The organism is Pseudomonas sp. PB101, from assembly GCF_009764265.1.
GTDB lineage: Bacteria > Pseudomonadota > Gammaproteobacteria > Pseudomonadales > Pseudomonadaceae > Aquipseudomonas.
Genome location: NZ_RWIR01000005.1, coordinates 12,405 through 29,638, shown reverse-complemented (window position 1 = coordinate 29,638; position 17,234 = coordinate 12,405). Strand labels below are relative to the sequence as shown.

General features: G+C 59.5%; 19 protein-coding genes. 12 read left to right on the top strand and 7 right to left on the bottom strand.

Translation table 11 applies throughout. The features are described 5' to 3' along the window. Window positions 1-25: 25 nt before the first annotated feature. The 3 genes from EI969_RS01190 to EI969_RS01180 all read right to left on the bottom strand — a co-directional run bounded on the left by EI969_RS01190 (window position 26) and on the right by EI969_RS01180 (window position 1,842). Window positions 26-319, bottom strand: coding sequence for a co-chaperone GroES (locus EI969_RS01190; RefSeq protein ID WP_007985847.1), 294 nt, complete (start codon window positions 317-319; stop codon window positions 26-28). A gap of 248 nt (window positions 320-567) precedes the next feature. Beyond that, window positions 568-1,044 carry an FxsA family protein gene (locus tag EI969_RS01185; protein ID WP_150718792.1) on the bottom strand — a complete coding sequence of 159 codons (477 nt, stop codon included), beginning with the start codon at window positions 1,042-1,044 and terminating at the stop codon, window positions 568-570. A gap of 66 nt (window positions 1,045-1,110) precedes the next feature. Further along, a complete protein-coding gene (locus EI969_RS01180; protein WP_160385578.1) occupies window positions 1,111-1,842 on the bottom strand; it encodes a HugZ family protein in 732 nt (243 codons plus the stop codon). Window positions 1,843-2,007: 165 nt separating this feature from the next. On the opposite strand from EI969_RS01180, the gene EI969_RS01175 reads away from it, so the two are divergent. Further along, on the top strand, window positions 2,008-2,766 hold the full coding sequence (locus EI969_RS01175; protein WP_160385577.1) for an SDR family oxidoreductase: 759 nt from the start codon (window positions 2,008-2,010) through the stop codon (window positions 2,764-2,766). Window positions 2,767-2,857: 91 nt separating this feature from the next. Here the strand turns inward: EI969_RS01175 and apbC are convergent, their stop codons facing one another. After that, complete coding sequence (gene apbC, locus EI969_RS01170) at window positions 2,858-3,952, bottom strand: iron-sulfur cluster carrier protein ApbC (protein WP_160385576.1); 1,095 nt, start codon at window positions 3,950-3,952, stop codon at window positions 2,858-2,860. A 187-nt stretch (window positions 3,953-4,139) separates the two neighbouring features. Between apbC and metG the strand changes: the two genes are divergently transcribed. The 8 genes from metG to EI969_RS01130 all read left to right on the top strand — a co-directional run bounded on the left by metG (window position 4,140) and on the right by EI969_RS01130 (window position 11,000). Beyond that, window positions 4,140-6,191, top strand: coding sequence for a methionine--tRNA ligase (gene metG, locus EI969_RS01165; protein ID WP_160385575.1), 2,052 nt, complete (start codon window positions 4,140-4,142; stop codon window positions 6,189-6,191). A gap of 131 nt (window positions 6,192-6,322) precedes the next feature. Continuing rightward, window positions 6,323-6,892, top strand: a complete 570-nt coding sequence (locus EI969_RS01160) for an electron transport complex protein RnfA (protein ID WP_160385574.1) — start codon at window positions 6,323-6,325, stop codon at window positions 6,890-6,892. After that, complete coding sequence (gene rsxB, locus EI969_RS01155) at window positions 6,889-7,902, top strand: electron transport complex subunit RsxB (RefSeq protein ID WP_160385573.1); 1,014 nt, start codon at window positions 6,889-6,891, stop codon at window positions 7,900-7,902. Before EI969_RS01160 ends, rsxB begins: the two co-directional genes overlap by 4 nt. Next, window positions 7,889-8,875 (top strand): RnfABCDGE type electron transport complex subunit D, encoded by a 987-nt coding sequence (locus EI969_RS01150; RefSeq protein WP_160385572.1) that lies wholly within the window; start codon window positions 7,889-7,891, stop codon window positions 8,873-8,875. Before rsxB ends, EI969_RS01150 begins: the two co-directional genes overlap by 14 nt. After that, entirely contained in the window at window positions 8,872-9,483 is a 612-nt protein-coding gene (locus tag EI969_RS01145; RefSeq protein ID WP_160385571.1) for an RnfABCDGE type electron transport complex subunit G, read from the top strand. Before EI969_RS01150 ends, EI969_RS01145 begins: the two co-directional genes overlap by 4 nt. After that, a complete protein-coding gene (locus EI969_RS01140; protein WP_160385570.1) occupies window positions 9,476-10,051 on the top strand; it encodes an Rnf-Nqr domain containing protein in 576 nt (191 codons plus the stop codon). Before EI969_RS01145 ends, EI969_RS01140 begins: the two co-directional genes overlap by 8 nt. A 24-nt stretch (window positions 10,052-10,075) precedes the next feature. Beyond that, window positions 10,076-10,714 carry an endonuclease III gene (nth, locus tag EI969_RS01135; protein WP_160385569.1) on the top strand — a complete coding sequence of 213 codons (639 nt, stop codon included), beginning with the start codon at window positions 10,076-10,078 and terminating at the stop codon, window positions 10,712-10,714. A gap of 106 nt (window positions 10,715-10,820) precedes the next feature. Then, window positions 10,821-11,000, top strand: coding sequence for a PA3496 family putative envelope integrity protein (locus EI969_RS01130; RefSeq protein ID WP_007972325.1), 180 nt, complete (start codon window positions 10,821-10,823; stop codon window positions 10,998-11,000). Window positions 11,001-11,080: 80 nt separating this feature from the next. Here EI969_RS01130 and EI969_RS01125 read toward each other — a convergent pair whose 3' ends face one another. Next, window positions 11,081-11,707 (bottom strand): response regulator transcription factor, encoded by a 627-nt coding sequence (locus tag EI969_RS01125; protein ID WP_160385568.1) that lies wholly within the window; start codon window positions 11,705-11,707, stop codon window positions 11,081-11,083. Between the two features lie 514 nt (window positions 11,708-12,221). Between EI969_RS01125 and EI969_RS01120 the strand changes: the two genes are divergently transcribed. Next, window positions 12,222-12,932 (top strand): hypothetical protein, encoded by a 711-nt coding sequence (locus EI969_RS01120; RefSeq protein ID WP_160385567.1) that lies wholly within the window; start codon window positions 12,222-12,224, stop codon window positions 12,930-12,932. Between the two features lie 147 nt (window positions 12,933-13,079). On the opposite strand, the gene EI969_RS01115 is transcribed toward EI969_RS01120, so the two are convergent. Together EI969_RS01115 and EI969_RS01110 are read right to left on the bottom strand one after the other, a co-directional pair. Beyond that, a complete protein-coding gene (locus tag EI969_RS01115; RefSeq protein WP_108215004.1) occupies window positions 13,080-14,297 on the bottom strand; it encodes an argininosuccinate synthase in 1,218 nt (405 codons plus the stop codon). A 129-nt stretch (window positions 14,298-14,426) separates the two neighbouring features. Next, window positions 14,427-15,332, bottom strand: a complete 906-nt coding sequence (locus EI969_RS01110) for an OmpA family protein (protein ID WP_160385566.1) — start codon at window positions 15,330-15,332, stop codon at window positions 14,427-14,429. 159 nt (window positions 15,333-15,491) lie between these two features. Here EI969_RS01110 and pyrC point away from each other — a divergent pair, with 159 nt between their 5' ends. Together pyrC and rnt are read left to right on the top strand one after the other, a co-directional pair. Continuing rightward, a complete protein-coding gene (gene pyrC / locus EI969_RS01105) occupies window positions 15,492-16,538 on the top strand; it encodes a dihydroorotase (RefSeq protein ID WP_160385565.1) in 1,047 nt (348 codons plus the stop codon). Continuing rightward, window positions 16,535-17,212 carry a ribonuclease T gene (gene rnt / locus EI969_RS01100; protein WP_110660659.1) on the top strand — a complete coding sequence of 226 codons (678 nt, stop codon included), beginning with the start codon at window positions 16,535-16,537 and terminating at the stop codon, window positions 17,210-17,212. Before pyrC ends, rnt begins: the two co-directional genes overlap by 4 nt. Window positions 17,213-17,234 lie beyond the last annotated feature (22 nt).

The window sequence follows — 17,234 nt, the reverse complement described above, 5'->3', positions numbered from 1 at the left end:
TAGTAGCGGAAAATGAACGGGGGTATCAGCCTTCGATAACAGCGAGGATTTCGTTCTCGCTCATTACCAGCAGGTCTTCGCCGTCGACTTTCACAGTGTTGCTGCCGGAGTAAGGACCGAACACAACCTTGTCGCCCACTTTCACGGACAGTGCACGCACTTCACCGTTTTCCAATACGCGGCCGGTGCCTACAGCGAGGATTTCGCCGCTGTTGGCTTTTTCAGCAGCCGAACCTGGCAGGACGATACCGCCAGCGGTTTTCTTTTCTTCTTCGCTGCGACGGATGACGACGCGGTCATGCAGAGGACGAAGCTTCATTGTCGATCTCTCCTAATTGTGGTTTTCATCGGCCGGTGTAGTCCCGGCGGGTTTAACAAAGGCCGGCGGTGCCGGTTGCGGTTCGTCAAGCGAACCGCGGAAGTCTGTCTGGCGTATTCGCCAGAAACCTTGCGGTGACCGTTACATAAGGGCGCATAAGCTTATTACAAGGGCGGGGAGCGAAAAATTTTCTGTTCGCTGCCCTGCAAACGAACACGGCACCCGAAGGTGCCGTGTCGATGGGCGTATTACTTGGTATCGCGGTGTTCGAACTCGCCTTCGATCACGTTGGGCTCGCGGCCCAGCGGTTCGCGAGGCGCCGGGCCGCCACGGGCTTGCAGGTCGTCGGCGAACGCTCGCTGACGCATGGCCTGCTCTTCGGCGCGCTGGCGCATTTTATTGGCCAGCAGGCGACGGCTGAACGGCAGCAGCATGACCAGGCCGATCACATCGCTGATGAAACCCGGAAGAATCAGCAGGCCACCGGCCAATGCCAGCATCAGGCCTTCGAGCATGGTCTGGGCTGGCAGCTCGCCGCGGTTCAGGCTTTCACGGGCACGCAGCGCCGTGGCCAGGCCGGCGACGCGCAGCACGAACACACCGAACATCGAGCCGAGAATGATCAGCAGCAGGGCCGGGAAAAACCCGATAGACCCTGCCACCTTGACGAATACGAACAGCTCCAACACCGGGAACAGCAGAAAGAGCAACAAAAAAGGGCGCATCAAATGGTTCCTCAACGCAAGAATGCCTTGCCAGTTCACCTTAGATGACGTCGCCGTTTCGTGAATTCAAGCGTCGGCCTCTTCATTTTTCGGCCAATGTTCGGCGTGGGCCAGAGAAACCAAGGCTTCGCGGACTTGTGTCGGGGTATTACAAGGCGCTTGAAACGGCAACCAGTACAGGCTCTGGCCGATCCGCAGATGCATGCCTTCGGTATCGATACCGGCCATTTGCGCTGGCACGTTGTTCGGCAACCCGGCCAGATCGACGTAATGGGCGATGGCCTTGGCGTGATCGGCGTTCATGTGCTCGACCATGCTCACTTCGGCCTTGCCGGCGAACGGGTTGGCCAGGGTCAGGTCATTGACCCAGTGAATTGCGCCAAAACCACCGATGTAGCGGTGACGAACCGGCTTGAGCACCCAGAAGTCGAAATCGTGAGCCTGGTGATAACCCTGCGATTCCGGGAAGTAGCGGTAGTAACGCTCGGAGGCGGCTTCGATCGCGGCTTCGTCTTCGATCTGCTGAGCTTCGGCCAGATAGGTCAGGCGACCAACGGCCTGGACATCCTCAGCCCCGCGCTCGCCCACGAACAGCGAGCATTTAGGGTCTTTTTGCAAATTGTGAGTGTGCTGCGCGATGCGGCTGATCAGGATCAGCGGTCGGCCCAACTCGTCCAGGCAGTACGGAACCACGGAGCCGAACGGAAAACCGGGCATCGATTTGGAGTGCGTCGAGAGCACTCCACGGTATTCCTTGAGGAGCAATTCTCGTGCATGCTTAGCCGCTTCAACGCTCAATTTATGACTCCTTAAATAGAATCCGTCAAAAAAACGGACGAGCTGCTGGTGAAAGTCCCAGCACGCCATCGGGGGCAGATCTCATGTGCAGCCGGGCCACATCAGGCGCAGATCGAGAGGCTCTCTACAAGGAAACCACTCAGACCTGCTGCCGGGGGCATGCGAATGCAACTCACTGACAAAGTAATCATTATCACTGGCGGTTGCCAGGGTTTAGGCCGTTCCATGGCCGAGTATTTCGCCAGCAAGGGCGCGAAACTCGCACTGGTAGACCTCAATCAGGAAAAACTCGACGACGCCGTCGCGGCCTGCAAGGCCCAGGGTGTAGAGGCGCGCGCGTACCTGTGCAACGTCGCCAATGAAGAGCAAGTGACACACATGGTCGCCCAGGTCGCCGAGGATTTCGGCGCGATCCACGGCCTGATCAACAACGCCGGGATCCTGCGTGATGGCCTGCTGCTCAAGGTCAAGGATGGCGAAATGACCAAGATGAGCCTGGCGCAGTGGCAGGCTGTCATCGACGTCAACCTGACCGGCGTGTTCCTGTGCACCCGGGAAGTCGCGGCGAAGATGGTCGAGCTGAACAACAGCGGCGCGATCATCAATATCTCGTCGATTTCCCGCGCCGGCAACGTCGGCCAGACCAACTACTCGGCGGCCAAGGCCGGTGTCGCTGCGGCGACCGTGACCTGGGCCAAGGAACTGGCGCGTTACGGCATTCGTGTCGCCGGCATTGCACCGGGCTTCATCGAAACCGAAATGACCCTGGGCATGAAGCCTGAGGCGCTGGAGAAAATGACCGCCGGGATTCCGCTCAAGCGCATGGGCAAGCCGGAAGAAATCGCCCATTCGGCGGCGTATATCTTCGAGAACGACTATTACACCGGTCGGATTCTGGAGATGGATGGCGGGTTGCGTATTTAAAGCAGAGCAATGATCTGTAGGAGCCCGGCTTGCCGGCGATGGCGTATTCAAATCCGCCATCGCCGGCAAGCCGGGCTCCTACAAAAGCTTATCAATCGTCGCTGATGCTGATGTTCGGCATCGCCGGCGTCAACGCTTCCTGCAATACGATCCGCGCGCCAACGTGACGGGCCAGTTCCTGGTAAACCAGGGCAATCGGGCTGTCCGGCTCGGCGATCACCGTCGGCTTGCCGCCGTCGGCCTGCTCGCGAATGGACATCGACAGCGGCAATGAGGCCAGCAGCTCGACGCCATACTGATTGGCCAGTTTCACGCCGCCACCCTCTCCGAACAGGTGCTCGGCATGTCCGCAATTGGAGCAGATGTGCACGGCCATGTTTTCCACCACGCCCAGCACCGGAATGTTGACCTTGCGGAACATTTCCACGCCCTTGCGCGCGTCCAGCAATGCCAGGTCCTGCGGGGTGGTCACGATGACTGCACCGGCCACCGGCACTTTCTGCGCCAGGGTCAGCTGGATGTCGCCGGTGCCTGGCGGCATGTCGATGACCAGGTAATCCAGGTCGCCCCACGCGGTCTGGGTCACCAGTTGCAGGAGGGCGCCGGAGACCATCGGCCCGCGCCAGACCATCGGCGTGTTGTCGTCGGTCAGGAACGCCATGGACATCACTTCCACGCCATGGGACTTGAGCGGCACGAACCACTTCTGGTCCTTGACCTCGGGACGGGTGCGTTCCGGGATACCGAACATGATGCCCTGGCTCGGACCGTAGATGTCCGCATCGAGAATCCCGACCTTGGCGCCTTCGCGGGCCAGGGCCAGGGCCAGGTTGGCCGCCGTGGTGGATTTGCCCACGCCGCCCTTGCCGGACGCCACGGCCACCACGTTTTTTACGTTCGCCAGGCCCGGTATCTGCGCCTGAGCCTTGTGCGCAGCGATCACACTGGTGATTTCGACCTTGGCACTTGCCACGCCATCCAGACCCTGAATGGCCATTTCCAGCATCTGCGCCCAGCCACTCTTGAACAGCCCGGCGGCGTAACCCAGCTCAAGCTGAACGCTGACGCGGTCGCCCTGGACCTCGATGTTGCGCACGCACCCGGCGCTGACCGGGTCCTGGTTCAGGTATGGGTCGGTGTATTGGCGAAGGACGGCTTCCACCGCTGCGCGATTGACGGCGCTCATGGGCAACTCCGAAAACAGGACTTGGAAAAGATGGTGAGTATCGTACCTGTTCCAAGCGTTCGGCGGGATGTTGAAAAGATCAAAGCCTTTACCTGTTACTCATCCAATGAAACAGGCTCACAGGGTGAAAAATATGCGCCGGCGCTTTATAGTGGCCGACCTCCGTTTCATCAAGTAGCCGAGCCCCATGTCCGAGCCACGCAAGATCCTCGTCACCAGCGCCCTGCCCTATGCCAATGGTTCGATTCACCTCGGCCATATGCTGGAATACATCCAGACCGATATGTGGGTGCGCTTCCAGAAGCACCGCGGCAATCAATGCATCTATGTCTGCGCCGACGACGCCCACGGTTCGGCCATCATGCTGCGCGCGGAAAAGGAAGGCATCACCCCGGAACAACTGATCGCCAACGTCCAGGCTGAACACAGCGCCGACTTTGCCGACTTCCTGGTGGACTTCGACAACTTCCACTCCACTCACGCCGAAGAAAACCGTGAGCTGTCGAGCCAGATCTACCTGAAGCTGCGTGACGCCGGGCACATCGCCACACGCTCGATCACCCAGTATTTCGACCCGGAAAAGAAAATGTTCCTGGCCGACCGCTTCATCAAGGGCACCTGCCCGAAATGCGGCACCGAAGACCAGTACGGCGACAACTGCGAAAAATGCGGCGCGACCTACGCACCGACTGACCTGAAGGATCCGAAGTCGGCGATCTCCGGCGCCACCCCGGTGCTCAAGGATTCCCAACACTTCTTCTTCAAGCTGCCGGACTTCCAGCAAATGCTGCAAACCTGGACCCGCAGCGGCACCCTGCAGGATGCCGTGGCCAACAAGATCGCCGAATGGCTGGACGCCGGCCTGCAGCAGTGGGACATCTCCCGCGATGCGCCGTACTTCGGCTTCGAGATTCCCGACGAGCCGGGCAAGTACTTCTACGTGTGGCTGGATGCGCCGATCGGCTACATGGCCAGCTTCAAGAACCTGTGCGACCGCACGCCGGAGCTGGACTTCGACGCGTTCTGGGGCAAGGACTCCACCGCCGAGCTGTACCACTTCATCGGCAAGGACATCGTCAACTTCCACGCCCTGTTCTGGCCAGCCATGCTCGAAGGCGCCGGCTACCGTAAGCCGACCGGGATCAACGTACACGGCTACCTGACCGTCAACGGCCAGAAGATGTCCAAGTCCCGCGGCACTTTCATCAAGGCCCGCACCTACCTGGACCACCTGTCGCCGGAATACCTGCGCTACTACTACGCGGCCAAGCTGGGCCGTGGCGTCGACGACCTCGACCTGAACCTCGAAGACTTCGTGCAGAAGGTCAACTCCGACCTGGTCGGCAAAGTCGTCAACATCGCCAGCCGCTGCGCCGGGTTCATCAACAAGGGCAATGCCGGCGTGATGGTCGACACCAACGCCGCGCCTGAACTGACCGAAGCCTTCCTGGCCGCCGCGCCAGGCATTGCCGACGCCTATGAAGCCCGCGACTTCGCCCGCGCCATGCGCGAGATCATGGGCCTGGCCGACCGCGCCAACGCCTGGATCGCCGACAAGGCACCGTGGTCGCTGAACAAACAGGAAGGCAAGCAGGATGAAGTCCAGGCCATCTGCGCCACCGGCGTCAACCTGTTCCGCCAGTTGGTGATCTTCCTCAAGCCGGTGCTGCCATTGCTGGCCGCCGATGCCGAGGCGTTCCTCAACGTTGCGCCGCTGACCTGGAACGATCACGCCACCTTGCTCGCCAACCATCAGTTGAACGAGTTCAAGCCGCTGATGACCCGCATCGACCCGGTGAAGGTGCAAGCCATGACCGACGCTTCGAAAGAAGACCTGACCGCCAGCCAGACCGACACCGGCGCAGCCGCACCTGCCGGCAATGGCGAACTGGCCAAGGACCCGCTGTCGCCGGAAATCGAGTTCGATACCTTCGCGGCAGTCGATTTGCGCGTCGCGCTGATCGTCAAGGCTGAACACGTGGAAGGCGCCGACAAGCTGTTGCGCCTGACCCTGGACATTGGCGACGAGACCCGCAACGTGTTCTCCGGGATCAAGAGCGCTTATCCGGACCCGTCCAAGCTCGATGGTCGCCTGACCATGATGATCGCCAACCTCAAGCCACGAAAAATGAAGTTCGGCATCTCCGAAGGCATGGTGATGGCGGCCGGCCCTGGCGGTGAAGAGATCTACCTGCTGAGCCCTGACAGCGGCGCCAAGCCTGGTCAGCGCATCAAGTAAGTTTCTGCGTTGAACCGATCCCACAGTCGTGCCTGGCGCGACTGTGGGATTTTCATGTCTGGCCCACCCTCCGTCCTTGCCGGATAATGCCTAAGCTCCTACAAAAACTACTGCTCCTGCCGGCATGAACAATGACCGAAATCCTGCTTACGCTTATCAGCGCCGCCCTGATCAACAACCTCGTGTTGCACTGGCCGCTGGCCGTCGACCCGCTGTTGGCCGGCCAGCGCCGTCAGGTCCATGCCCTGGGCATTGCGACAACGTGCCTGATGCTGATCGTGGGCATGCTCGGCTACGCGCTCTATCACTGGCTGCTGGTGCCCCTGCAATTGACGGCGCTGCGTCTGTTTGTGTTTCTGCCATTGAGCGTGCTGCTGATCAGCCCGTTGCTGAAGCTGCTGGCACGGGTGTTTTCGACTTTGCCTTTCGAAGGCCTCTGGCCGTTGTTGCTGGGCAATGCCGGCGTGCTCGGCGTGGCCTTGCTCATTGCTCAGGAGGACAAAGGCATGTTTCACGCCGCAGCCTTGAGCCTCGGTGCAGGGTTGGGTTTCTGGCTGGTGTTGAGCCTGTTCACTGATTTACGCGAGCGCACGGCCGACAACGATGTGCCCCTGCCCTTTCGCGGCCTGCCGATCGACCTGATCGGTGCCGGCCTGGTCGCAGTGGCTTTTCTCGGATTCAGCGGACTGATCAAAACATGAGTCTGATTCAACGCATCGACGCACTCTTGCCGCAGACCCAATGCGGCAAGTGCGGCCATCCCGGATGCAAGCCGTACGCCGAAGGCATCGCCAGCGGTGAACCGATCAACAAGTGCCCGCCCGGCGGCAACGAAACCATCGCGGCCCTGGCCGAACTGCTGGAAGTGCCGGTTCTGCAACTGGACATCACTCGCGGCTCGGCACCTGCACAGATCGCCTTTATCCGCGAAGCCGAGTGTATCGGTTGCACCAAGTGCATTCAGGCCTGCCCGATCGATGCCATCGTCGGCGCGGCCAAGCTGATGCACACGGTGATCATCGATGAGTGCACCGGCTGCGACCTCTGCGTGGCACCGTGCCCGGTGGACTGCATCGAAATGCGCCCGCTACCGTCGAACACGGTACTGCCCATTGTCGGAGGGCTGGCCCTGACACCACAGGCGCGGCAGGCCCGTACCCTCAAGCGCGATCACGCACGGCGCCGCTTCGAACAACGCAATGCCCGCCTGCAGCGTGAAGAGCAACAGAAAATCGCCGAACGCCTGGCCCGGCAACGCGCCGCGCAGCCTGCCCAAGCAGCTGTCGACCCGGTGCAGGCTGCCCTCGAACGTGTGCGCACACAGAAAGCCGCCAATGCCGATGCGGCGCTGAAAAAGGCCAGGATCGACGTGGCGATGAGTCGGGCGCAACTGCACAAATCGCTGAAGGCCTTTGGGCATCCGCCGACCTTCGAACAGCAATCGCAGTTGATCGTCCTGCAACAGCAGTTCGAAGCTGCCGAACAGAACCTGGCGCAACTGGAAAGCGCCGCTCCCCCAGCCCCCGCGCTGACGGTTGCCGCCGTGTCGTCAACGGATGCCGATCTGAAACGGGCCAAAATCCAGCTGGCCATGCGCCGAGCCGAACTCAAGAAGGCCCAGGCCAACGAAGCACCGGCGCAGCAAATCGAAGCCCTGGAGCGCGCACTCGCAGAAGCCGAACGTCTGGTGGACGCCCATGCCAGCCCTTGAAGCGGTGGACGATCGCCTGCAACAGGCGATGAAACTGGTGTTGCTGGCCACGCTGCCGGGCATGCTGGCGGCGTTCTGGCTGTACGGCTGGGGCGTGTTGATCAACCTGATTCTGGCGGCCGCTGCGGCACTGGCGGCCGAGGCCGCCGTCGTGCATTGGCGCAAGCGACCGCTGCGACCGACCCTGAGCGACGGTAGCGCACTGGTCACTGCCACATTGCTGGCGCTGGCGCTGCCGCCTTATTGCCCATGGTGGCTGACGCTCAGTGCTGGCGTTTTTGCGATGATTTTCGGCAAGCACCTGTATGGCGGCGTCGGCTCGAATCCCTTCAACCCGGCGATGCTCGGTTTTGCTCTGGTGCTGGTGGCCTTTCCCCAAGCCATGACCCAGTGGCCATCGTCCCATGGCATGGACCTGTCGAGTGGCTTGCAGCAAGTGTTCGGTGGCGGCCTTGCACCGGATGCCTGGGTGCAGGCCACGGCACTGGACAGCCTGCGGATCAACAGAAGCCTGACCATGGATGAACTGTTTGCCGGCAACCCGGCATTCGGCCACTTCGGCGGTCGCGGGGTGGAATGGGTGAACCTGGCGTTTCTGGCGGGTGGACTGTTTCTCCTGCAACGAAGGGTGATCAGTTGGCACGCACCGGTCGGCATGCTGGCCAGCCTGTTCATCATCAGCCTGCTGTGCTGGAACGGTTCCGGCTCCGACTCTCATGGCTCGCCGCTGTTTCACCTGCTGACCGGCGCAACGATGCTCGGGGCGTTCTTCATCATCACCGAACCGGTGTCCGGCGCCAGAAGCCCCGGGGCAAAACTGCTGTTCGGCGCGGGCGTCGGGCTGCTGACTTACTTGATTCGTACCTGGGGCGGTTATCCGGACGGCATCGCCTTTGCCGTGCTGTTGATGAACCTGTGCGTACCGGCGCTGGAGCGGTTCATCGCAGCCAGACAACAGCCGGAGGTGTCATGAGCAGGTCGTCGAGCATCGCGCTTCTGCTGCTTTTGGCCGTACTTGGCCTTGGCGCGACGTACTTCGTGCAGCTCGGCAGCGCGCCGCGCATTGCTGCCGAACAGCGTCTGATCGACAGCCGTAATCTGCTGGACCTGATCCCCTCGGACAGCTACGACAATCAACCACTCGAACACCCCGTCCGGATCGAAACGACTGCCCTGACCAACAGCACCTTGCTCGGTGGTTATCTGGCGATGCGGTCAGACCGACCCGTCGCAGTGTTGCTGCGCAGTCAAACCCTTGGCTACGCCGGTGCCATCGAACTGCTGATCGCTGTCGACGCCAATGGCAGGTTGCTCGGCGTCAAAACCCTCAAGCAATCGGAAACACCTGGACTGGGGGCGCGGATCGCCGACTGGCCCAATGCCTGGCTACAGATTTTTTCCGGCAAATCGCGAACCGGACCCGGTGACAGTGGCTGGGCGCTGAAAAAGGATCAGGGGCAGTTCGATCAGATCGCGGGGGCGACCATCACCTCAAGAGCGGTGATCAATGCCATCCACGATGCCTTGCGCTACTTCGATGAACACCGGCAACAACTGCTCGGGAACCCGGACCATGGATAACTCGGCGACTCTGCGCAACGCCCTGATGCTGACGCCGCTGATCGGCGCCACTCACTCGCTGATGGCCGCACTGGGCCTGATCCTCATGTTCCTGATAGTGACTCGGTTGTTCGGTCTAGCCATGGGTGTCCTGCGATCCCGACTGGTCCCGGCGACCCGCCTGCTGGCCAGCATCCTGCTTGCCGCCACGCTCACCAGTTGCGCGCAACTCATGGCCCAGGCCTGGTCGCTGCAATGGCAGCAGCATCTGGGGTTCTATGGCGCCTTGATCGCTTTGCAATGCGTCGTACTGGAACACTCCGGGTACTTTCAGCAGGGCTGGCACCAACGCCTGCGACTGGACGGCCTGTTTGCCGCGCTGATGGTCGCGCTGGGCCTGCTGCGCGAAGTCATCGGCAACGGGACGCTTGGAAACCATCTATCGTGGCTGTTCGGCACAACACACAGTGGCTGGGGGCTGCTGGCTGATGGCGGCTTGCACCTGGCCACATTGGTTCCTGGCGGTTTCATTCTGCTTGGACTGCTGATCGCCGCCTGGCAGGCCCGGCGCCCCACTCCCACACATTGATTGCCTCGAGGAAACGCACCGCCCATGAATGCCGCAAAACGTCTGGAAATATTCCGCAGGCTGCACGAGGACAACCCGGAACCCAAGACCGAGCTGGCCTATTCCTCCCCCTTCGAATTGCTGATCGCCGTGATTCTCTCGGCGCAGTCGACCGATGTCGGCGTCAACAAGGCCACAGCCAGGCTGTTCCCGGTCGCCAATACCCCGGCAGCGATCCATGCCCTGGGTGTCGAGGGGCTGTCGGAGTACATCAAGACCATCGGCCTGTACAACAGCAAAGCGAAAAACGTGATCGAAACCTGCCGCTTGCTGGTCGAGCGTCACGCAGGTGAAGTGCCACAAACCCGCGAAGAGCTGGAAGCGCTGCCCGGCGTCGGCCGCAAAACCGCCAACGTGGTGCTCAACACGGCATTCCGCCAACTGACCATGGCCGTCGACACGCACATTTTCCGAGTCAGCAACCGCACCGGCATCGCGCCCGGCAAGAATGTGGTGGAAGTCGAGAAAAAGCTGATGAAGTTCGTGCCCAGGGAGTACCTGCTCGACTCCCATCACTGGCTGATCCTTCATGGCCGCTATGTTTGCCTGGCCCGCAAGCCCCGGTGCGGAAGCTGTCGGATCGAGGACCTGTGCGAATACAAGCAGAAAACCTCAGACGATTGAGGCGCTATTGGGTTTTATGACTTTTCGATTGAAAAAATCTTTTTTACCCGCCGGGAGATTGTCGATATAAGGGGCGCCAAAGGCCTTCTTAGCCTGGAGCAACTAAATGAGTACTGGCAAAGAGCAATTGGACGTAGAAGACGACTTCACCACCGCCGAAACCGATGACGCCGAGCCGGTGGTAGAAGTAGCGAAAACTAATCTGAGCAAACGCCGCACCATCGACAACCTGCTGGAGGAGCGCCGACTGCAGAAGCAATTGGCCGATTACGATTTTGACTTATGACACCTGAAAGCCTCCCGAAACGGAGGCTTTTTACTAAGTGCCATCTTTCGGTGGACGCCCCTTGAAGCGCTGTTATGCCATCACACCAGACCATTGCGTTGGGCCAGCTCGATCAAATCGACCAGCGACCTTGCATTCAGTTTCAGCAAAAGCCGGGTCTTGTATGTGCTGACTGTTTTATTGCTGAGAAACATTCCATCGGCGATCTCTTTATTGGTCTTCCCTCTGGCCAACTGTTGCAGGACCATCATTTCCCGCCCCGACAACCGATCAACCATATCGGCCTCACTGGCATTCCCCAAACTGCAGCGCACGGTATGCAGGGCCTGATTGGGAAAGTAACTGTAACCTGACAGCACGGCCTTTATTGCACTGAGCAACTCCGTCAGGTCCTGTTGTTTGCAGACATAACCGGCTGCACCGGACTGCATGCAGCGCATGGAAAAATGCCCCGGAGCCTGGGACGTCAGGATCAGCACTTTCATCGGCGTCGGGGTCGAAGACAAACGCGCAATCACTTCCAATCCGTCCAGCTTCGGAATCCCGATATCCAGAATGACAATGTCCGGCGTAAGTTCACGGGCTAGTTGCAGTGCATCCACACCATTATCGGTTTCTGCAATAACTTCGTAGCCATGACGTTCCATTAGCATACGTACCGCAAGACGAATGACGGGGTGATCATCCACGATCAGCACTTTATTCATGGGCAAGTCCAATTTTCGCTGTTCGAATTTTTAGAGCCCGCACAATAGCCTAGTCGTTTCACCCATGGCATGTCGCCCCTTCCAGCCACCCGCACCAAGAGACATACCCTACAAACAACACGGATTCCTCCTACAAAAATCCTTGGCACGGAATGAGTTGAAAACTGTATCAGCGTCAGGATTCGCAGTTTTCAGCAATCGTCCCTGTGGATTTATGGCCAGAATTTTCCAGGACCCAGCCACCTCCCTGAGAAACATCGGCTTCAACTTTCCCGTAAAAACGTAACCGATATTTACGCATTCAACATTAAGACCAGAAATATCACACACCAAGCATCCAACTACTCTTACAGCAAATAATATTTTTTGCGCAATCATTAACATAACCACCGCCCAAAAAATCGAAGAGCAACAAACAACGAACAACAATCACTAGAGCCAACAAAAAACAACAGCAACTACAATAAGCAACACTTAAAAACTTGAGACCTCATTCAAGAAAAGAGAATTCAACATGAGCACTGAACAGGACAGAAAACGAACGACCAACCCAATGACAATCATTGCCATATTCGCAACGCTCTCTGAAACCTCAGCCGCTGTTTCGCTACCCTTCCTTGGCGAAGAAGAAAAAGAACTCTATGTCTGGTTTCTGATCAGCTTTCCGTTTTATTTACTTTTGCTTTTTTTCGCGACACTAAACTTCAACTACAGATCACTGTATGCGCCATCCGACTTTGAAAAGGGAAAACACTTCATGAAGGTCATGGATGATGCCGGGCGATCGGAAAAAAAAACATCCGGGAAGTCATCCGGCATTCCCGCTCCGGAAACGCCAATGAATGGCCAGCAGTCGGTCCGAACGCCCTGCGGCGCACAAGACCCGCCAACGGAGATTGGCCTGCACACCCACGTCTTCGCTCAGCATCGACTTCAGTTGGCGCAAGCGGTAAAGGACCTGTCCATCGTGGATACGCGCTGGATGAGCAAGGAGATTGAATTCGCAGCGCTACTGGAGAGAGTCCAGAGGCCACAGGAACAGACGGCGTACGTGATTCTGTTTGTCACGTGTGCCGTTTCGGAGGTTTTACTGAAAGCCAGTGCGCTCAAACTTTCAAAGCAGACCGGGAAGCGCAGCGGCGCCTTTTACGTCGCCTACAACCCGGACTCGCACAGGTTGACGGTCATTGATCAGGCCGGACAACCCGCAAACAACAACGCATAGATCAGGACAGACCAGTGAAAGGAGAAAAACAGGAAACCGTCAGCGGCAACGAAAACACCGGACAACGCAGTAACCGGCGTCCCCCCTTTTTCAGGTGCCTGACCTCGTGCTGGACGAGATCAGGCACCCTTCACGATTTCAAAGGTCTCAGAACAGCTTCCGGCCTTTGTTCGCTGCAATGCGCATGCGCAAGGCGTTGAGCTTGATGAAGCCCGCCGCGTCCGCCTGGTTGTACGCGCCGCCATCTTCTTCGAAGGTGGCAATGTTGGCGTCGAACAACGACTCGTCAGACTTGCGACCAGTGACGATCACGTTGCCCTTGTACAGTTTCAGGCGCACAACGCCATTCACGTGGGCCTGGGACGCATCGATCATCTGTTGCAGCATCAGACGCTCAGGGCTCCACCAGTAACCGGTGTAGATCAGGCTGGCGTATTTCGGCATCAACTCGTCTTTGAGGTGAGCCACTTCGCGGTCCAGGGTGATCGATTCGATCGCACGGTGGGCGCGCAGCATGATGGTGCCGCCAGGGGTTTCGTAGCAACCACGGGACTTCATGCCCACGTAACGGTTCTCGACGATGTCGAGGCGGCCGATACCGTGTTCGCCACCGATACGGTTCAGGGTCGCCAGCACGGTGGCCGGAGTCATTTCGACGCCGTCCAGCGCGACGATGTCGCCGTTGCGGTAGGTCAGTTCCAGGTACTGCGGCTTGTCTGGCGCGTTCTCCGGGGAGACGGTCCATTTCCACATGTCTTCTTCGTGCTCGGTCCAGGTGTCTTCCAGCACGCCGCCTTCATAGGAGATGTGCAGCAGGTTGGCATCCATGGAGTACGGGGATTTCTTCTTGCCGTGGCGCTCGATCGGAATCGCGTGCTTGTCGGCGTAGTCCATCAGCTTTTCACGGGACAGCAGGTCCCACTCGCGCCACGGAGCGATCACTTTCACACCTGGCTTCAAGGCGTAGGCGCCCAGTTCGAAACGAACCTGGTCGTTACCCTTGCCGGTGGCGCCATGGGAAATGGCGTCTGCGCCGGTTTCGTTGGCAATTTCGATCAGGCGCTTGGCGATCAGCGGACGAGCGATGGAAGTACCCAGCAGGTACTCGCCTTCGTAAACGGTGTTGGCGCGGAACATCGGGAAAACGAAATCGCGCACGAACTCTTCGCGCAAGTCGTCGATGTAGATCTCTTTGACGCCCATGGCCTGAGCCTTGGCGCGTGCAGGTTCGACCTCTTCGCCCTGACCCAGGTCAGCGGTGAAGGTCACCACTTCACAGTTATAAGTATCCTGCAGCCACTTGAGGATCACCGAAGTGTCCAGGCCGCCGGAATACGCCAGAACGACCTTGTTTACGTCCGCCATGCCATCACTCCACGGGGTTCTACGGAAAGCCGGGAAGTCTACCGCTCATACAGAATAATTTACAGTGGCGCGACAGCTTATGACGACGAAGCGACAGATTATGTCGAGAGCGCGACGATGACCAAGTAGTCAGGAAGTAGCCGAAGCGGCCGCCTTCGTTGCTTGCGGGGCGACTTGTTCGGCAGGTGCTCCACGCTCCAGGCGTACCGCTACACGGCGGTTCTTCGCGCGGTTGGCATTGTTGGTATTGGGTGCCAGCGGATAACGTTCGCCGTGGAAGCGCAGGGTGATCTGCGACTCCTGGATGCCGTTGGCCTTGAAGAAATCCATCACTGCCAGGGCCCGGCGTCGCGACAGGTCGCGGTTGGTCAGGCGGTTGCCGCTGTTGTCGGAGTGACCGTCAAGCTCGATGTGATTGACCGTCGGGTCGGCCTTCATGTATTCCAGCATGACCTGAAGCCTGGCCTTCGCAGCACTGTCGAGCTCGATTCCGCCACCGGGGAAGCCGACCTCCGATTGCTTCACTTGCTCGAAGTTCTGCGGCAACAGTTTCGCCACACAGCCTTGATAATCGGCAAACGCCTTGGTGAACCTGACCGGCAGCAGACGCACTTCCGACACCCGGCCGTCCGCCGAGGAGTGGCGAACCACCGGGCTGCGACCGTCCATCAATCCGCTGATCAGGCGTCCGGCCTGGACCTGCGAACTGTTGAACAACACATTGCCGCTGCCGATTCTCACGGTGCCCAGGTTGATGTCGTCACGCCCCGGTTGCCACGGTGCGGCAGCGGCCAGCAAAGTCGCCGAACCGCCGCCCATCATCGGGTTATAGGCTTTGAGACGAAACGTTGCCTGCTCACCGGCCTTGCGCACGAACTCGCCCGAACCGAAATCGGTAATCGGCTGCGTCAGGCGGCATTCGAACTTGTCACCTTCGACCGTCCACTCAATGCTCTCCATACGGGTCTGGAAAGTCAGCGCCATCGCGGGAAGGCTGGCAAACACACTGAGCAAGGCTAAATAACGCTGGCGCACGGGAGGCTCCACTGGCTTCTACAACAAAAAGACCGACACACAGATGTTTACGGCATACCTGTTGGATATCGGAAGCTTCCCGTAAAACTTGATAGCGAGTGCCTGCAAGAGTCTTTTCCGGTAGCATTCCCCTCAGTTTGACCCGCCTGGAATCCCCTCATGTCCGACCGCCTGACCCTGCTGCGTCCCGACGACTGGCACATTCATCTTCGCGATGGTGCCGTGTTGACCAATACCGTCGCGGATGTCGCGCGCACTTTTGGCCGCGCCATCATCATGCCCAACCTGGTTCCGCCAGTGCGCAACGCGGCCGAAGCCGACGGCTATCGCCAGCGGATTCTCGCTGCCCGCCCGGCCGGCAGCCAGTTCGAACCACTGATGGTCCTGTACCTGACCGACCGCACCCAGCCTGAAGAAATCCGCGAGGCCAAGGCCAGCGGATTCGTGTACGCCGCCAAGTTGTACCCGGCTGGCGCGACCACCAATTCGGACTCCGGTGTTACCAGCATCGACAAGATCTTCCCTGCACTCGAGGCCATGGCCGAAGTCGGGATGCCGTTGCTGATTCACGGTGAAGTCACCCGCGGCGATGTCGACGTATTCGACCGCGAAAAAATCTTCATCGATGAGCACATGCGCCGTGTGGTCGAGCGCTTCCCGACCCTCAAGGTCGTGTTCGAACACATCACCACCGCGGACGCCGTGCAGTTCGTCAACTCGGCTTCGGCCAACGTTGGCGCGACCATCACCGCGCATCACCTGCTGTACAACCGCAACCACATGCTGGTGGGCGGGATTCGGCCGCACTTCTATTGCCTGCCGATCCTCAAGCGCAATACGCACCAGGAAGCCCTGCTCGACGCCGCCACCAGCGGCAGCGAGAAGTTCTTCCTCGGCACCGACTCGGCGCCCCATGCCCAGCATGCCAAGGAAGCCGCCTGCGGTTGCGCCGGCTGCTACACCGCTTACGCGGCGATCGAGATGTACGCCGAAGCCTTCGAACAGCGCAATGCGCTGGACAAGCTCGAAGCCTTCGCCAGCCTCAACGGCCCGCGCTTCTATGGCCTGCCGGCAAATACCGATCGCATCACCCTGGTCCGCGAAGAATGGACCGCCCCTGCCAGCCTGCCGTTTGGCGAGCTGACCGTTATCCCGCTGCGCGCCGGTGAAAAACTGCGCTGGCGCCTGCTGGAGGAACACGCGTGAGTGAAGAGCATTTCGACGACGAACTGGAAGGCAATGGTGGCGGAGGCGGTTCCCGCCATCCAATGGCCGCACGGTTTCGTGGTTACCTGCCGGTTGTCGTCGACGTAGAAACCGGTGGCTTCAACTCCGCCACCGACGCCCTGCTGGAGATCGCCGCGACCACCATCGCCATGGATGAAAAGGGTTTTGTGTACCCGGATCACACCTACTTCTTCCGTGTCGAGCCGTTTGAAGGCGCGAACATTGAAGCGGCGGCCCTGGAGTTCACCGGGATCAAGCTTGATCACCCGCTGCGCATGGCCGTGAGTGAAGAGTCTGCCCTGAACGATATCTTCCGCGGCGTGCGCAAGGCCCTCAAGGCCAATGGCTGCAAGCGGGCGATCCTGGTCGGGCATAACAGCAGTTTCGACCTGGGCTTTCTGAATGCAGCGGTTGCGCGCCTGGACATGAAGCGCAATCCGTTCCATCCGTTCTCCAGTTTCGATACCGCGACGCTCGCCGGCCTCGCATACGGTCAGACCGTGCTGGCCAAGGCGTGCCAGGCAGCGGACATCGACTTCGACGGTCGTGAGGCTCACTCGGCACGCTATGACACCGAGAAGACGGCCGAGCTGTTCTGCGGCATCGTCAATCGCTGGAAACAGATGGGTGGCTGGGAAGATTTCGACGATTGATGTTTTTCTGTAGGAGCGAGCT

Coding starts and splice junctions, on each gene's coding strand:
- EI969_RS01130 (WP_007972325.1), top strand. CDS start 10,821: ATGAGTACTGGCAAAGAGCAATTGGACGTAGAAGACGACTTCACCACC.
- EI969_RS01160 (WP_160385574.1), top strand. CDS start 6,323: ATGACCGAAATCCTGCTTACGCTTATCAGCGCCGCCCTGATCAACAAC.
- apbC (WP_160385576.1), bottom strand. CDS start 3,952: ATGAGCGCCGTCAATCGCGCAGCGGTGGAAGCCGTCCTTCGCCAATAC.
- EI969_RS01125 (WP_160385568.1), bottom strand. CDS start 11,707: ATGAATAAAGTGCTGATCGTGGATGATCACCCCGTCATTCGTCTTGCG.
- EI969_RS01145 (WP_160385571.1), top strand. CDS start 8,872: ATGAGCAGGTCGTCGAGCATCGCGCTTCTGCTGCTTTTGGCCGTACTT.
- pyrC (WP_160385565.1), top strand. CDS start 15,492: ATGTCCGACCGCCTGACCCTGCTGCGTCCCGACGACTGGCACATTCAT.
- metG (WP_160385575.1), top strand. CDS start 4,140: ATGTCCGAGCCACGCAAGATCCTCGTCACCAGCGCCCTGCCCTATGCC.
- nth (WP_160385569.1), top strand. CDS start 10,076: ATGAATGCCGCAAAACGTCTGGAAATATTCCGCAGGCTGCACGAGGAC.
- EI969_RS01150 (WP_160385572.1), top strand. CDS start 7,889: ATGCCAGCCCTTGAAGCGGTGGACGATCGCCTGCAACAGGCGATGAAA.
- EI969_RS01190 (WP_007985847.1), bottom strand. CDS start 319: ATGAAGCTTCGTCCTCTGCATGACCGCGTCGTCATCCGTCGCAGCGAA.
- EI969_RS01115 (WP_108215004.1), bottom strand. CDS start 14,297: ATGGCGGACGTAAACAAGGTCGTTCTGGCGTATTCCGGCGGCCTGGAC.
- EI969_RS01185 (WP_150718792.1), bottom strand. CDS start 1,044: ATGCGCCCTTTTTTGTTGCTCTTTCTGCTGTTCCCGGTGTTGGAGCTG.
- EI969_RS01140 (WP_160385570.1), top strand. CDS start 9,476: ATGGATAACTCGGCGACTCTGCGCAACGCCCTGATGCTGACGCCGCTG.
- EI969_RS01120 (WP_160385567.1), top strand. CDS start 12,222: ATGAGCACTGAACAGGACAGAAAACGAACGACCAACCCAATGACAATC.
- rsxB (WP_160385573.1), top strand. CDS start 6,889: ATGAGTCTGATTCAACGCATCGACGCACTCTTGCCGCAGACCCAATGC.
- EI969_RS01175 (WP_160385577.1), top strand. CDS start 2,008: ATGCAACTCACTGACAAAGTAATCATTATCACTGGCGGTTGCCAGGGT.